Annotated in this window: 11 protein-coding genes; 9 read left to right on the forward strand and 2 right to left on the reverse strand. The window is 65.0% G+C overall.

The window, feature by feature from the left end; all coding sequences use genetic code 11:
- Nucleotide 1 precedes the first annotated feature (1 nt).
- From ctaD to ACPTTF_RS34905, 5 genes are all read left to right on the forward strand, one after another.
- A complete protein-coding gene (gene ctaD, locus ACPTTF_RS34885) occupies nucleotides 2-1,756 on the forward strand; it encodes a cytochrome c oxidase subunit I (protein WP_423372143.1) in 1,755 nt (584 codons plus the stop codon).
- Nucleotides 1,753-2,364: a cytochrome c oxidase subunit 3 gene (locus ACPTTF_RS34890; RefSeq protein WP_423372144.1), complete on the forward strand. Its 612-nt coding sequence runs from the start codon at nucleotides 1,753-1,755 to the stop codon at nucleotides 2,362-2,364. Before ctaD ends, ACPTTF_RS34890 begins: the two co-directional genes overlap by 4 nt.
- Complete coding sequence (locus ACPTTF_RS34895; RefSeq protein WP_423372145.1) at nucleotides 2,361-3,095, forward strand: heme-copper oxidase subunit III family protein; 735 nt, start codon at nucleotides 2,361-2,363, stop codon at nucleotides 3,093-3,095. Before ACPTTF_RS34890 ends, ACPTTF_RS34895 begins: the two co-directional genes overlap by 4 nt.
- Nucleotides 3,096-3,103: 8 nt before the next feature.
- Entirely contained in the window at nucleotides 3,104-3,445 is a 342-nt protein-coding gene (locus ACPTTF_RS34900) for a cytochrome C oxidase subunit IV family protein (protein WP_027792794.1), read from the forward strand.
- Between the two features lie 139 nt (nucleotides 3,446-3,584).
- Complete coding sequence (locus ACPTTF_RS34905) at nucleotides 3,585-3,905, forward strand: high-potential iron-sulfur protein (RefSeq protein WP_423372146.1); 321 nt, start codon at nucleotides 3,585-3,587, stop codon at nucleotides 3,903-3,905.
- A 113-nt stretch (nucleotides 3,906-4,018) separates the two neighbouring features.
- Here the strand turns inward: ACPTTF_RS34905 and ACPTTF_RS34910 are convergent, their stop codons facing one another.
- Both ACPTTF_RS34910 and ACPTTF_RS34915 read right to left on the reverse strand, forming a co-directional pair.
- Nucleotides 4,019-4,402: an ATP-dependent protease gene (locus ACPTTF_RS34910; RefSeq protein ID WP_423372147.1), complete on the reverse strand. Its 384-nt coding sequence runs from the start codon at nucleotides 4,400-4,402 to the stop codon at nucleotides 4,019-4,021.
- A 242-nt stretch (nucleotides 4,403-4,644) separates the two neighbouring features.
- Nucleotides 4,645-5,073: a hypothetical protein gene (locus ACPTTF_RS34915; RefSeq protein ID WP_423372148.1), complete on the reverse strand. Its 429-nt coding sequence runs from the start codon at nucleotides 5,071-5,073 to the stop codon at nucleotides 4,645-4,647.
- Between the two features lie 378 nt (nucleotides 5,074-5,451).
- Here ACPTTF_RS34915 and ACPTTF_RS34920 point away from each other — a divergent pair, with 378 nt between their 5' ends.
- The 4 genes from ACPTTF_RS34920 (at nucleotide 5,452) to ACPTTF_RS34935 (ending at nucleotide 15,273) form a co-directional block, all read left to right on the forward strand.
- A complete protein-coding gene (locus ACPTTF_RS34920) occupies nucleotides 5,452-5,685 on the forward strand; it encodes a hypothetical protein (protein ID WP_423372149.1) in 234 nt (77 codons plus the stop codon).
- 411 nt (nucleotides 5,686-6,096) lie between these two features.
- Nucleotides 6,097-11,991, forward strand: a complete 5,895-nt coding sequence (gene uvrA / locus ACPTTF_RS34925) for an excinuclease ABC subunit UvrA (protein ID WP_423372150.1) — start codon at nucleotides 6,097-6,099, stop codon at nucleotides 11,989-11,991.
- 15 nt (nucleotides 11,992-12,006) lie between these two features.
- Nucleotides 12,007-12,321 (forward strand): hypothetical protein, encoded by a 315-nt coding sequence (locus ACPTTF_RS34930; protein ID WP_423372151.1) that lies wholly within the window; start codon nucleotides 12,007-12,009, stop codon nucleotides 12,319-12,321.
- A gap of 567 nt (nucleotides 12,322-12,888) precedes the next feature.
- On the forward strand, nucleotides 12,889-15,273 hold the full coding sequence (locus ACPTTF_RS34935) for a TonB-dependent receptor plug domain-containing protein (protein WP_423372153.1): 2,385 nt from the start codon (nucleotides 12,889-12,891) through the stop codon (nucleotides 15,271-15,273).
- Nucleotide 15,274: the final 1 nt, after the last annotated feature.

The following is a 15,274-nucleotide window of genomic DNA, read 5'->3' on the forward strand; positions in this document are numbered from 1 at the left end:
CATGACTTATGCGCACACCGACCACGCCCCGCGCAGTTTCTGGACCCGGTATGTCTGGAGCCAGGACCACAAGGTCATCGCCGTGCAGTACGCGCTGACGGCCATCTCCATCGGCCTGGTCGGCCTCGTGTTGTCCGACCTGATGCGGCTGCAGCTTGGTTTTCCGGGCAAGTTCGCTTTCATCGACGCGAACCACTACTACCAGTTCGTCACGATGCACGGGATGATCATGGTGATCTACCTGCTGACGGCGCTGTTCCTGGGCGGCTTCGGTAACTACCTGATCCCGCTGATGCTGGGCGCGCGCGACATGGTGTTCCCGTTTCTCAACATGCTGAGCTACTGGGTTTACCTGGTGGCCGTGCTGGTGCTGGTGGCGAGCTTCTTCGTGCCGGGCGGGCCGACCGGCGCGGGCTGGACGCTGTATCCGCCGCAGGCCATCCTGCCGGGCACGCCGGGCGTGGAATGGGGCATCGTGCTGATGCTCGTGTCGCTGGCGATCTTCATCGTCGCGGCGACGATGGGCGGCCTGAACTACGTGACCACCACGCTGCAGGCACGCACGCGCGGCATGACGCTCATGCGCATGCCGCTCACGGTGTGGGGCATCTTCATCGCGACCATCATGGCGCTGCTGGCGTTTCCGGCGCTGTTCGTGTCGGCGGTGATGATGCTGTTCGACCGGACGCTCGGCACCAGTTTTTTCATACCGGCCGTGGTGTCGATGGGGCAGACGCTCAAGCATGCCGGCGGCAGCCCGCTGCTGTTCCAGCACCTGTTCTGGTTCTTCGGGCATCCGGAGGTCTACATCGTCGCGCTGCCGGCCTTCGGCATCGCGTCGGACCTGATCAGCACCCACGCGCGCAAGAGCATCTTCGGCTACCGGATGATGGTGTGGGCCATCGTCATCATCGGCGCGCTGAGCTTCGTGGTCTGGGCGCACCACATGTTCATCGCCGGCATGAATCCGTACTTCGGCTTCTTCTTCGCGACCACCACGCTCATCATCGCCGTGCCGACCGCCCTCAAGGTCTACAACTGGGTGCTGACGCTGTGGCGCGGCGACATCCACCTGACCGTGCCGATGCTGTTCGCCATCGGCTTCATCAGCACCTTCGTGCTGGGCGGGCTGACCGGGCTATATCTCGGCAACGTGAGCGTGGATATCCCGCTGTCGAATACGTATTTCGTGGTCGCGCACTTCCATATGGTGATGGCCGTGTCGCCGATCCTGGTGGTGTTCGGCGGCCTCTACCACTGGTACCCGAAGGTGACGGGCCGCATGCTCGACGACACGCTCGGGCGCGCGCACTTCTGGATCACCTTCGTCGGCACCTATGCGATCTACTTCCCGATGCACTATCTCGGCATCCTCGGCATGCCGCGGCGGTATTACGCGTATCAGGGCTACAGCTTCATTCCGCATTCGGCGCAGACGCTCAACACGTTCATCACCGTCGTCGCGCTGATCGTCGCGGCAGCGCAGTTGCTGTTCCTGTTCAACCTGGCGTGGAGCCTCGTGCGCGGCAAGCGTGCCGACGGCAACCCGTGGCGGGCCACCACGCTCGAATGGCAGACGCCGCAAACGCCGCCCGTGCACGGCAACTGGGGCGCGGCGCTTCCGGTCGTCTACCGCTGGGCATACGAATACAGTCCGCCGGGGCAAGAGGAAGATTTCGTGCCGCAAAACCAGCCGCCCGCGACGGTGCCTGAACCGGCCCACCCGGCGCTTCACCCTGGCGAGGCCCACGAATGACCACGCTGCCGCGCCCCTTCGTTCACGACGCGCCACCCGGCTTGCCGAATGCGGGCCGTACCGGTCTGGTCGTTTTCATGGCGGTCGCGACGACGTTGTTTTCGCTGCTGCTGCTCGCCTATGCGATGCGCATGCGTGAGCCCGACTGGCAGCCGATTCCGCATCCGGCGCTGCTGTGGTGGAACACTGGCGCGCTGGCGCTGGCCAGCATCGCCATGCAGCGTGCCCGGCAATTGACCTTGCACCGCGCGGCGTGGCTGGTGGGCGGCGGCGTGCTGGCGGCCGTGTTCGTGAGCGGGCAATTGACCGCCTGGCACATGCTGTCGGCGGCCGGGCAGACTGTCGCCGTCAATCCGTCCAACAGCTTCCTCTACCTGCTCACCGGCCTGCACGGAGTGCACGTGCTGGGCGGGCTGGTGGCGTGGGTGGTGACGATCGTGCAGCTCCGGCGCGCGGACCCGTTCCGGGCCCGGCGTGCCATCGCGCTGTGCGCGCTCTACTGGCATTTCCTGCTCGCGGTTTGGCTCGTGTTGCTGGCGGCGATGTGGTGGCTGACCCCCGGGATCGTCGCCGCCGTCTGCGGGCCCTTGTATGGAGCCGCGCCATGACCGCGCCCACGGCACCCACCGAATCCGCGGCCGATTCGCCTGCGGCTCTGCCCGCCGATGCTTCATCTGCCGATGCCCGGCCCGACGGCTGGCGCGGCATCGTCACCGACTGGTCGGCCGATCGCGAAGCCTTCAAGGTGCCGTGGGGCAAGGCGATGATGTGGATCTTCCTGCTGTCGGACACCTTCGTCTTCAGCAGTTTCCTGATCGGCTACATGACGGTGCGCATGTCGACCACGGCGCCGTGGCCCGATACCGCGAAAGTGTTCGGGCTCAACGTGGGCGGCGTGGAAGTGCCGTTGCTGCTGATTGCCATCATGACGTTCACGCTGATCAGCAGCAGCGGCACCATGGCGATGGCCGTCAACTTCGGCTACCGACGCAACGCCAAGCCTGCCGCCGCGCTGTTGCTGGCGACTGCGCTGCTGGGCGCCACCTTCGTGTCGCTGCAGGCGTTCGAATGGAGCAACCTGATCATTCGTGAAGGCATCCGCCCGTGGGGCAACCCGTTGGGCGCGGCGCAGTTCGGCGCGTGCTTCTTCACGATTACCGGGTTCCACGGCTTTCACGTGACCTGCGGCGTGATCTACCTGCTGCTGATCGCGCGCAAGATCCTGCAGCCGGGGTTCACCGAACACGGCAACTTCCAGATCGTCGAGATCGCCGGCCTGTACTGGCACTTCGTCGACCTGGTGTGGGTGTTCATCTTTGCACTGTTCTATTTGTGGTGAGGCAGGCCATGGACCACACCGATCCCGCCGATCGACCCGACGCCGCACACGGCCAGCAGCATCCGATTGGGCTCTACCTGAAGATCTGGGGCCTGCTGTTCGTGCTGAGCACGTTGTCGTACCTGGTCGACTATTTCAATGTGCAGGGTTTGCTGCGCTGGGTGCTGATCGTCGTGCTGATGATCGCCAAGGCCGGGCTGATCGTGTCGATCTTCATGCACATGATGTGGGAGCGGCTGGCGCTGGTGTACGCGATTCTGGTGCCGCCGCTGTGTCTGCTCGTGCTCATGGTGTTGATGGCGGCTGAGGCGCATCACACGTTTGGGATGCGGGAGTTGTTCTTTCGGTGATTTCTGCGCCGGGTGGTTTATGGGCGATGAACGTGTCGCAGCGCGATGGGCAGGGTGGTGAGCCGCAGTTGTGCGCCGGGCGGCGTCGCGGCATCGAAGGAGCCGGTCATCCGGTCACGCAAACATGGAGGAGGGCAAGATGAAGTTTTCACGCCGACGTTTTATTGCAGCCACCACCGTTCTGGCATCCGCGCTGGCCCTTGGACGCCGAGCCGCGGCGGCAGATGCCGGGGCCGGTGCCGTGCAGGAAACCGATGCAAACGCCCAGGCCCTCGGCTACAAGACGGATGCAAGCCGGGTCGACCATGCGAAGTTCCCGAAATTTCAGGCGGGCGAGGCCTGCGCGAATTGCCAGTTCTTCCAGGGCAAGACGGGTGCCGCGATGGCGCCGTGCGCCATCTTCGGCGGCAAGCAGGTCAATGCGAAAGGCTGGTGCAGCGCTTATGCGAAAAAGGCGTAGCAGGGCAGGCGATAACCTGGCCGCCGGGATACGTGATGCGCGGCGTACCACGTGACTGACCTGACTCTAGCCCCGAACCCTGCACGACTCGAGACTCCGATGGCAAGCAATGGTCAGAGATCTCCGCGCACTTCACCGGTTCCCAGCGCGCTCCGCTGCCGGTTGACTTCTGCCCAAAGCTCATCGCTGTCGTCATCGCGCAGCAGGACCATGCAGTCCAGTTGCTCGTCGGTCACGCCGAAGTATTCCAGGATTTCCCGGCGAGCCGCATCGATGAACTGCGCGTATTCCGGGGTTGCCTGGGCCTGCGCGTGCAAGGCATCGTATTCTGCGTCGTCCGCGCCGCCGCCGTGCTCGTCGATGTAGCGCGAGATCCACTGGTCTCGTTCGTGGTCGTAATCGGCCTCGGCGCGCATCGCTTGCACAGCCGTGTGGAAATCCAATTGGGCAAACGCGGCGATCGCCGCCGTTGTCGCCTCGTCGAATGTAGTCGTCATTACATCTCTCATGTTAGTCATGGCGAATCATCGCATGGGGTGTGCCCGGGCAGGTGTGTCGAATCTGGATGGTGCAACGCGCCCCTGGGTACTGACGTTTGCGCCTGTGCAAAGGCACCATGATCGGAAGGTTGATGCTTTAGAGTGCGCCACTCATCGGAGCTGCTCCACTAGTGCAGTTGCCCGAAATCGACCCGGAGCGGTCCTTCACGTCACTCCGAGCGGACATTCCCACGGTGGCTTCAAATGTAAAGAGCTCGCCCCTCACCGGGCGACGTTCGCACTCGTTCCGCAAAGCCTTCAAAGAAAAAAGGAACGTTGTCGCCGGTGTCCCCGGACAAGCGGCCACGCACCCTGTCCCAAGTTCCAAGAGCAGTGTGATTTTGTGGACTACCAACAACAAGCACGGGCTGATTTCGCTCTTCGAGCCAGGAATACGTGCCGCCGAACTGCTGGCGACCGACCTCTAGAATGTAACAACCGAATCGCGTCACGATCCCATCAACCGTCTCAGATGGCAGGTCATTTCGGTACATCGAAGCCTCTGCAAGCAGCTCCTCAACAACCTGTAGGCTTGCTTCCGAAAAATCTAGCTTCCCCTCAGCGCGGTCGTTGAAATCGGCCAGCGCTTGTGCCGCGAGGCGTTGCACTTCTTGCTGGAGTTCACTCATATTTAATCAAAGTTGGGCGTTCGAAGGGTGCGCTTGGGATTGTCGATAAGATAGCCGCCACTTACCAGCGCCGACAACTGGCCGGCTGCTGCCTTCCGGGGTTGCTTGCACTTGGCCTAGCGCAGTTGCCCGAAATCGACCCTGAATGGCCCTTCAGATTCATCCAAAGCGGCCAATCGTTGTGACCTGCGGCGGGATTTTGTAGCCACGCTCGATGAGTATCTTGGCCTCGGCGCGACTGCGGAATCATTCCCGATTAAATCGCTTCTCGCGCAGCGTGCCGTTGGAACCTTCAACGGAGTCATTCTGCCAAGGGCGGCAAGAACGGACACAGCGTGTACGATCTTGTCTTCAAGAAAACCATCCAAGGAGAGTGGAATGAATCCGGAACAGGCCCGAGCCGAAGAAACCCAGGCGATGGAGCGCATGGTGGCCGCCACGCTGCGCGTGCAGAGTACGTTCGCCTCGATGCAGAAGCAATTTCCGCCGCAAGGCAGCGGCGAGCCTTCGCCGCTCGCGCTGCAAACCTTTGATGCCGCCCTGCAGGAACTTGAAGACGCACAGGCCGCGTTCGATGCGCTGCTGAACGATCTGATCGACGGTAACCGCTAAAGGCTACGCCCTTATCTGCACCGATTGTCGACGATCTAAAAAGCTGTGTCGAACGGCCGTTTGTGGCCGAACCGAGTCAGACGACCCGACGTCCGCATCGCTCCCTATGGCAGGCCCAGCCCCATGCCTGACGACATCGGTAGCAGCGCCTGCGCCCAATGACTTTCACCCGCCACTGTGCGCCGCCCCGAGCTCACCGTGACCTGAACCCCGCCCCCCAACCCCCATCCCATACCGCCCCCAGGGTCGTCATGGAAAACTGTATGAATATACAGTATAGTACCCGTCGAACTCGAGCCGCACGGGCGCAACCCTTGCAACCCTTGCAGCACGTAAGCCACACCTGCGGGCATCCACCGCAGCGTTCCGGCACCGGGCACTCTGGCTAACTCATTCAGACGGGCAGGCAAATTGTCATCCAGCAATCTGATCCGCATTCGCGGAGCGCGTCAGCACAACCTCAAGAACCTCGATCTCGACCTGCGCACCGGCGAGATGACGGTCGTCACCGGCCCGTCGGGCTCCGGCAAGTCGAGTCTCGTGTTCGACACGCTGTACGCGGAAGGGCAGCGGCGCTACGTCGAGACCTTCAGCGCGTACGCGCGCCAGTTCCTCGACCGGATGGACCGCCCGCAGGTCGAGCGGGTCGACGGCGTGCCGCCCGCGATCGCGATCGACCAGACCAACCCGGTGCGCAGTTCGCGCTCGACCGTCGGCACGATGACCGAGCTGAATGATCACCTGAAGCTGCTGTACGCGCGCGCGGCCGAGCTGTTCGACCGCAAGACCGCGCGGCTGGTGCGGCACGACACGCCGGAGACGATCTACGCGGAACTCGTCGCGCGCACGCAGGCGGACGATCCGCGCGTCGTCGTCACGTTCCCGGTCGAGCTGCCTGAAACGGCCTCCGACGATGAGGTCGCGCAGTGGCTGTCCGCGAGCGGTTACACGCGCGTGCAGGCGCAGCGCGAGGTCGCGTCGCCCACCGGGCCGCGCAAGGTGCTCGACGTGGTAGCCGACCGCTTCCGTGTGCAGCAGGCCGACAAGGTGCGCGTGGTCGAGGCGATCGAGGCATCGCTGAAGCGCGGCGGCGGGCGCGTGAACGTATACGTGCTTGCACCGGAAGCCGAAAACGCGGCCGCCGAGCCGCAGGTGTGGCGTTTCTCCACCGGGCTTCACGATCCCGACAGCGACCTGCGCTACGCGGAGCCGCAGGCGGCGCTGTTCTCGTTCAATTCGGCCTACGGCGCGTGCGAAACCTGCCGCGGCTTCGGCCGCGTGATCGGCGTCGATCTCGGCCTCGTGATCCCCGACGCGCGCAAGACGCTGCGCGGCGGCGCGATCAAGCCGATGCAGACGCCCGCCTGGAAGGAGTGCCAGGACGACCTGATGCGCTACGCGGCGAAAGCCGGCATCCCGCGCTACACGCCGTGGGCCGAGCTGTCGGACGCCGAGCGCGACTGGGTGGTCAACGGCTCGCCGGACTGGAACGGCAAGTGGCAGAGCCAGTGGTACGGCGTGAAGCGCTTCTTCGGCTATCTCGAATCGAAAGCGTACAAGATGCATATCCGCGTGCTGCTGTCGAAATACCGCAGCTACACGCCGTGCGACGTGTGCGGCGGCGCGCGCCTGAAGACGGAATCGCTGCAGTGGCGGCTCGGCTCGAAAGAGAACGCCGACGGCGTGCTCGCGCCGGCCGGCCGCTTTTTGCCGCGCGGCGTCGACTGGAGCCGCGAGCAGCTGGAGGCGCTGCCGGGCCTGACCGTGCACGACCTGATGCTGTTGCCGATCGAGCGCATCCGCCGCTTCTTCGACGGCATCAGCCTGCCGAGCGCGCTGCTCGACGATGCGCTGAAGCTGCTGCTCGCCGAGGTGCGCACGCGCCTGAAATACCTGTGCGACGTCGGGCTCGGCTACCTGACGCTCGACCGGCAGAGCCGCACGCTGTCGGGCGGCGAGGTGCAGCGGATCAACCTGACCACCGCGCTCGGCACGTCGCTCACGAAAACCCTGTTCGTGCTCGACGAACCGAGCATCGGGCTGCATCCGCGCGATCTCACGCGGATCGTCGAGGCGATGCAGCGGCTGCGCGACGCGGGCAATACGCTGGTCGTGGTCGAACACGATCCATCGGTGATGCTCGCGGCTGATCGCCTGATCGACATGGGGCCCGGCCCGGGCGAGCGGGGCGGCACGATCGTCTACGACGGCACGCCGGGCGACATCCGCTCGGCGCACACGCTGACGGGCGAGTATCTCGGCGGCCGCAAGCATGTTGCGCATGCGTCGAACTGGGCGCGCCGCGTGGTCGACGCGAATACGCCGCGCATCGTGCTCGAAGGCGCGAGCGAACATAACCTGCGCGACGTGACGGTCGAGATTCCGCTGCAGCGGCTCGTCTGCGTGACGGGCGTGTCCGGTTCCGGCAAATCCACGCTGCTGCAGGACGTGCTCTATCCGGCGATGGCGCGGCACCACGGCAAGGCGACCGAGTCGCCGGGCGCGTACCGCAGCCTCACGGGCGCCGACCAGGTGGGCGACGTCGTGTTCGTCGACCAGTCGCCGATCGGCAAGACCACGCGTTCGAACCCGGCGAGCTACGTCGGCGCGTTCGACGAGATCCGCAAGCTGTTCGCGAAGGCGCCGCTCGCGCTGCAGCGCGGCTACAGTGCCGGCACGTTCAGCTTCAACTCGGGCGACGGCCGTTGCCCGACCTGCGGCGGCTCAGGCTTCGAGCACATCGAGATGCAGTTCCTGAGCGACGTCTACCTGCGCTGCCCGGACTGCGACGGCAGCCGCTACCGCGCGGAGATTCTCGAAGTGCGCATCGAGCGCAACGGCCGCGCACTGAACATCGCCGACGTGCTCGATCTCACCGTCAGCGAAGCGGCCGCGTTCTTCGCGACCGACGCCGAGGTGCTGCGCGTGCTGCAGCCGATCGTCGACGTCGGCCTCGAATACGTGAAGCTCGGCCAGCCGGTGCCGACGCTGTCGGGCGGAGAGGCGCAGCGCCTGAAGCTCGCCGGCTTCCTCGCCGAATCGGCGGCGGCGGCCAACGGGCGCCGGGTTGCGACGGAAGAGGCGCGCATCGCACGCGCGAAGCTGTTCATGTTCGACGAGCCGACCACCGGGCTGCACTTCGACGACATCGCGAAGCTGATGCAAGCGTTCGGCAAGCTGCTCGCGGCCGGCCATTCGCTGATCGTGATCGAGCACAACCTCGACGTGATCCGCGCGGCCGACTGGCTGATCGATCTCGGCCCGGAGGGCGGCGACGGCGGCGGCCTCGTGCTGTGCGCGGGCACGCCCGACGACGTGAAAGCCTGCGCCGAATCGCACACGGGCGTGGCGCTGCTGCAGTACGACCGCGCGATGGATGCCGACCTGGCGCTCGCCGACGAAGGCAAGCCGCTGCAGGCCGTGCTGAACGCGGCGCGCGAGCGGCGTGCGATCGAAGGCGAGGACGTCGTGCGGATCGTCAATGCGCGCGAGCACAACCTGAAATCGCTCGACGTCGACATCCCGCACGGCAAGTTCAACGTGATTACCGGCGTGTCGGGTTCGGGCAAGTCGACGCTCGCGTTCGACATCCTGTTCCATGAAGGCCAGCGCCGCTACCTCGAATCGCTGAACGCGTATGCGCGCTCGATCGTGCAGCCGGCCGGCCGTCCCGAAGTCGACGCGGTGTACGGCATCCCGCCGACCGTCGCGATCGAGCAGCGGTTGTCGCGCGGCGGGCGCAAGAGTACGGTCGCGACCACGTCCGAGGTCTGGCACTTCCTGCGGCTGCTGTACGTGAAGCTCGGCCTGCAGCATTGCATCCACGACGGCACGCCGGTCACGTCGCAATCCGTCGAATCGATCGCCGCGCAGTTGCTGCGCGACCATCGCGGCCAACACGTCGGGCTGCTCGCGCCGCTCGTCGTGAACCGCAAGGGCGTGTATACGGATCTCGCGAAGTGGGCGAAGGCGCGCGGCAGCACGCATCTGCGTGTCGACGGCGAGTTCGTGCCGGTCGATCCGTGGCCGAAACTCGACCGCTTCCGCGAGCATACGATCGAGTTGCCGGTCGCCGATATCGTCGTGTCGCCGGACAACGAGGCCGAACTGCGGCGCGTGCTCGACGAGACGCTCGAACTCGGCAAGGGCGTGATGCATCTGCTCGCGCCGCTCGACGGGTTGCACGATGCGATGCAGAACGATCATTCGACCGCGCGCGTCGGCACGGTCAAGGTGCTGTCGGTCAAGCGCGCGTGCCCGGTGTGCGGTACGAGCTACCCGGAGCTGGACCCGCGGATGTTCTCGTACAACAGCAAGCATGGCTGGTGCACGACCTGCGTCGGCACCGGCGTCACGCTCACGCGTGAACAGCGCGCCGCGTACGACGACACGGTGCTCGCCGGGGACGATCGCGGCCGCGAGCAGACGCTGCCGTCGGACGAACAGGAACCGGAGGGCGTCGGCAACGAGCCGTGCCCGGATTGCAACGGCACGCGGCTGAACCCGTCCGCGCGCGCGGTGACGTTCGACGCGCATCCGATCGTCGAGGTCGCGCAATGGACGGTGTCGGACACGCGCCGCTGGATCGACGGGCTGGAACTGACGGGGCGCGACGCGCAGATCGCGCGCGACATCGTCAGCGAGATCGGCAGCCGCCTCGCGTTTCTCGAGGAAGTCGGGCTCGGTTACCTGAGCCTCGATCGCGCGGCGCCCAGCCTGTCGGGCGGCGAAGCGCAGCGCATCCGGCTCGCCGCGCAGCTGGGCAGCAACCTGCAAGGTGTCTGCTACGTGCTCGACGAACCGACGATCGGCCTGCATCCGCGCGACAACCAGATCCTGCTCGATGCACTGCGCAAGCTTGGCGACAAGGGCAATACGCTCGTCGTCGTCGAGCATGACGAGGACACGATTCGCCGCGCCGATCACATCATCGACGTCGGCCCGGGCGCGGGCAAGCGCGGCGGCACGCTGGTCGCGCAGGGCGCGGTCGCGGATCTGGCCGCGCAGGCCGATTCGGTCACCGGGCGCTTGCTCGCGCAGCCGATGACGCACCCGCTGCAGCCGCGCCGTGGCGTGAGCCTGCCGGGCAAGAAGGGCGGCGCCGCGGTGCCGGACGCCTGGCTGACCGTGCATGGCGCACGGCTGCACAACCTGCGCGATGTCACGGTCGGCATTCCGCTCGCGCGGCTCGTCGCGGTCACGGGCGTGAGCGGCTCGGGCAAGTCGACGCTCGCGCGCGACGTGCTGATGACGAACCTGCTCGACGCGGTCGGGCGCTCGGTGCTGTCGTCGCCGGCCACGCGCCGCGCACGCAAGGCCGCGCAGCAGGACACGCCGGCTACCAACCGTCGCTCGAGCGTGCTCGCGCGCAGTGCGCCGCGGCCGTCGCTGAACGTCACGCATGCATGGCAGGGCTGCGAATCGCTGAGCGGCTGGGAACAGATCGATCGCGTGCTCGAAGTCGACCAGACGCCGATCGGCAAGACGCCGCGCTCGTGCCCGGCCACCTATATCGGCGTGTGGGACACGATCCGCAAGCTGTTCGCCGATACGCTGGAAGCGCGTGCGCGCGGCTACACGGCGTCGCGCTTCTCGTTCAATACGGGCGACGGGCGCTGCCCCGCATGCGAAGGGCAAGGCGTGCGCACGATCGGGATGAGCTTCCTGCCCGACGTGAAGGTGCCGTGCGACGTGTGCCACGGGCAGCGTTTCAACCCGGAGACGCTCGCCGTCACGTGGCGCGGCCGGAACATCGGCGACGTGCTGACGATGGAGATCGACGAGGCAGTGGAGTTTTTTGCGCCGATCTCGAACATCGCGCATCCGCTGCAGCTGATGAAGGACGTCGGCCTCGGCTACCTGACGCTCGGCCAGCCGTCGCCGACGTTGTCGGGCGGCGAGGCGCAGCGCATCAAGCTCGTCACCGAGCTGACGAAGGTGCGCGACGACATCACGCGGCGCGGGCAGAAGGCGCCGCACACGCTGTACGTGCTCGACGAACCGACGGTCGGCCTGCACATGGCGGACGTCGCGAAGCTGATCCGCGTGCTGCACCGGCTCGTCGATGCGGGGCACAGCGTGGTCGTGATCGAGCATGACCTCGACGTGATCGCGGAAGCCGACTGGATCATCGATCTCGGGCCGGAAGGCGGCGTGGGCGGCGGCACGATCGTCGCGGCGGCGCCGCCGGAAGCGCTCGTGCAGGTGAGCGCGAGCCATACCGGGCAGGCGCTCAGGCCCGTGCTCGCGAGAACGGGCACGGACGAAGGGGAAGCCGAGCGCGAGGGAGAAGCGCGGGTAGGGTGAGCGCGACACTTCGTAATGACGGCCCCGGTGTCGGGCGGTGATTTCCCCTGGCTAACAGACAATTGGCTGGGGAGAGCACCGCGATCCGGCGCGTGCATCCCTCTTCGTGAACTGCACCCCAAAAGTTGGATTTTGATCCGACCTTTGGGGTGTTTTCTTTTGATGGTCGCGAACGCTCCCGGCGTGAACGACGTGCGCAACCCGCACGAGGACATCGTGCTCCCCGAATCGGTCGTGTCGCTGTTCGACGGCGAGCCGGGTTTTCCGCAGGACGGTATTCCGGCGGTCCACTCACGGACGGATCGGTCAACTGGAACGGCTCGCCTTTGAACGGACAGGCAAGGCCCGGCGCTTCGACACGCGCAGCAGGTACACCGGGCAACCGGCTGTCCATCAGCATCGAGAGACCGATGCGTTTCTTCGAGGTCCGCCACGCTATTAGCAGAAACTATTCGAAGCGGAGCAAGGCCCGCGATCATTCCGCCATCGCAATGATGTCGATATTGTCACGATACTTTCCGGCGCAGTGGTTCGAACATGCAATGCGCCGCTTATCGAGAGAAATCGATATTTCACCGATATGCGCATACTCCAATCAATTGTTCAAATCGCACATCGCTGATGTCAGTTCACTCAACTGCCGTCATTTCCATTCGCCATGCAATCGCAACAATTTCTGCGTGATTGCGTAATCGTACGCAGGATCGGTAATGGTCATTTGAATTGATAAATGAAAATGCGTATTTGTTATTTAACAAAATATTTCACCAGGAGGATGATGCGTCACGCACTGATATCAAAACAAACGAGAAGCGTGACGCGAGAATGAGACAACACTTCGCGGCTCGCTGAAATGAGGGCCTTGAAGTGGTTTATCAGAGAAACGACACTGCGCGCGTGAGGTACCCCCGTTGCCGCTCGCTGGCGCTGGCTGCATGCTGGATTACCGCCGGTGGCGGCGCGTGGGCGCAGGACACGAAACCCAACCCGGCGCCCGCCGGCGCTGCCCCGGATGTGGTCGTCACCGTTCAGGACGTCATCGTCACGACCGGCACGCGTGAAAGCGCGCGGAAAGTGCGCGATGCTGCTGCCCCGGTGGAAGTGATCAGCGGCGACGCACTGCGGCGCACCGGGCAGGGCAATCTGCGCGACGCACTCGTCCAGCTCTCGCCGTCGATCGCGCGCCAGGCGATGCGCGGCGATGCGGGCAACCTGACCAGCGCACTGACGCTGCACGGGCTGAGCCCTGATTACGTGCTCGTGCTCGTGAACGGCAAGCGTCGCCATTCGACCGCGAACGTCTCGCTGAATCGCGGGCCGCAGCAAGGATCGACCGGTGTCGACGTCGACCTGATCCCGGTCACGGCGATCGATCACGTCGAGATTCTCCGTGACGGCGCATCCGCGCAATACGGCTCGGATGCGATTGCCGGCGTGATCAACGTCATCCTCAAGTCGAATTACCAGGGTGGCGAGGTGTCGAATACGACCGGCCAGACCTATCAAGGCGACGGCCTCGCGCAGAACAACGCGGCCACCATCGGGCTAAGGCTCGGCGATGCAGGTTATGTCGACCTGAGCGCCGAATACAACCGGCAGAACCATACGGTGCGAACCGGCGCCGATCCGCGAACCGGCCAGAACGACAACCTGATTCTCGGGTCGCCGTCCAGCACGCGGGAAGCGATCGCCTTCAACGCGGGCTACCTGCTCGAAGGCGGCGCGAAGCTGTACGGCTTCGGCACGTATGCACACCGGAGCGGCGGCAGCTACCAGAATTACCGGTTGCCGTCGGTCCTGCCGACGCTCTACCCGAACGGCTTCACGCCGCAGGAAACGATCAACGAAAACGACTTTTCGCTGACCGCGGGCGTGAAAGGCGACCGGCTGCTCGGCTGGGCATGGGATATCAGTTCGACCTACGGCCGCGACAACATCGGCATCGGCATGGTCAATTCGGCGAACACGAGCCTGTTCGACGCGACCGGCTCGACGCCGACCAGCTTCCGCCTGTCGACCTTCACGAACACGCAGTGGACCAACAACCTCGACCTGTCGCGCGCATTCAGCGTGCCGCTGCTGCCCGCGCCGCTCAATGTGTCGGTCGGCGCCGAGCATCGCCACGAAAGCTACACGATCGGCGCGGGCGATCCCGCGTCGACCTACGGTGCGGGCAGCCAGGCGTTGCCGGGCCTGTCGCCGCTCAGTGCGCTGTCGAAATCGCGCGAGGTGCTCGGCACCTACATCGATCTCGCCACCCGGCTTGCGCCGAACTGGCAGGTGGATCTCGCGGGGCGCTTCGAGCATTACAACGACGTCGGCAGCACGACCAACGGCAAGGTCTCGACGCGCTACGACATTACGCCGCGCGTCGCGGTTCGCGGTAGCGTCGGCACCGGCTTTCGCGCACCGTCGCTCGCGCAACAGTACTTCACGAACCTGAACATCTCGCCGCTTTCCGCGTACGGGCAACTGGCCCCGAACTCGCAGGCCGCACGCAACCTCGGCGCGACGCCGCTCAAGCCCGAGAAGTCGACGAACTTCGATATCGGGCTCGTGCTCAACCCGCTGCCGAACCTGAACGTGACGATCGATGCGTACCAGATCAACATCCGCGACCGGATCGTGCAGGGCGGCACCTATAGCGGACAGACCGCGATCGATGCACTGACGCAGGCCGGCATCACGTTGCCGGCGGGGTTGCCGTCGGTGACGGCGAACTACTTCACGAACGGCGTCAATACGCGCACGCGCGGCCTCGACATCCTGGGCACGTATCACAGCAACTTCGCGAGGTGGGGGAGCGTCGACTGGGATCTCGGCATCAACTTCAACACGACGAGCATGACGAGCGTGGGCCGCGACACCAACGGCAATACGCTGTTGAACGCGCAGCAGGTCGGCTACATCACGTCGTCGACGCCGAAGAACAAGATCATCGTCGGCGGCACGTGGCACCGTGACAAATGGGCGCTCAGCCTGCACGAGACGCGTTACGGCACGACCTCCGGCGAATTGAGCTACTGGAGCGGCCCGAATGCATTTTCGACGACGCGCTTCGCGCATTTCACGAACGCGGCGAGATACGTCACCGACGTCGAGCTGCGCTATGCGATGACGCGCAAGTTCGAAATCGCGGTGGGCGCGAACAACCTGTTCAACGTGTACCCGAGCAAGCTGCCGGCCGAGAACCAGTTCCTCGGCACGCAGTACGACATCGTGTCGTCGCCGATCGGCATCAACGGCGGCTTCTATTACCTGCGCGCCCGTTACCTGCTCTGAT

Origin of the sequence: Burkholderia crassaminum, from assembly GCF_964265005.1 — a bacterium.
In the GTDB taxonomy this organism is placed as follows: Bacteria; Pseudomonadota; Gammaproteobacteria; order Burkholderiales; family Burkholderiaceae; genus Burkholderia.

Excerpts from the sequence above, each read along its gene's own strand:
- ctaD (WP_423372143.1), top strand. The coding sequence starts at position 2 with ATGACTTATGCGCACACCGACCACGCCCCGCGCAGTTTCTGGACCCGG.
- ACPTTF_RS34890 (WP_423372144.1), top strand. The coding sequence starts at position 1,753 with ATGACCACGCTGCCGCGCCCCTTCGTTCACGACGCGCCACCCGGCTTG.
- ACPTTF_RS34895 (WP_423372145.1), top strand. The coding sequence starts at position 2,361 with ATGACCGCGCCCACGGCACCCACCGAATCCGCGGCCGATTCGCCTGCG.
- ACPTTF_RS34900 (WP_027792794.1), top strand. The coding sequence starts at position 3,104 with ATGGACCACACCGATCCCGCCGATCGACCCGACGCCGCACACGGCCAG.
- ACPTTF_RS34905 (WP_423372146.1), top strand. The coding sequence starts at position 3,585 with ATGAAGTTTTCACGCCGACGTTTTATTGCAGCCACCACCGTTCTGGCA.
- ACPTTF_RS34910 (WP_423372147.1), bottom strand. The coding sequence starts at position 4,402 with ATGACGACTACATTCGACGAGGCGACAACGGCGGCGATCGCCGCGTTT.
- ACPTTF_RS34915 (WP_423372148.1), bottom strand. The coding sequence starts at position 5,073 with ATGAGTGAACTCCAGCAAGAAGTGCAACGCCTCGCGGCACAAGCGCTG.
- ACPTTF_RS34920 (WP_423372149.1), top strand. The coding sequence starts at position 5,452 with ATGAATCCGGAACAGGCCCGAGCCGAAGAAACCCAGGCGATGGAGCGC.
- ACPTTF_RS34930 (WP_423372151.1), top strand. The coding sequence starts at position 12,007 with ATGACGGCCCCGGTGTCGGGCGGTGATTTCCCCTGGCTAACAGACAAT.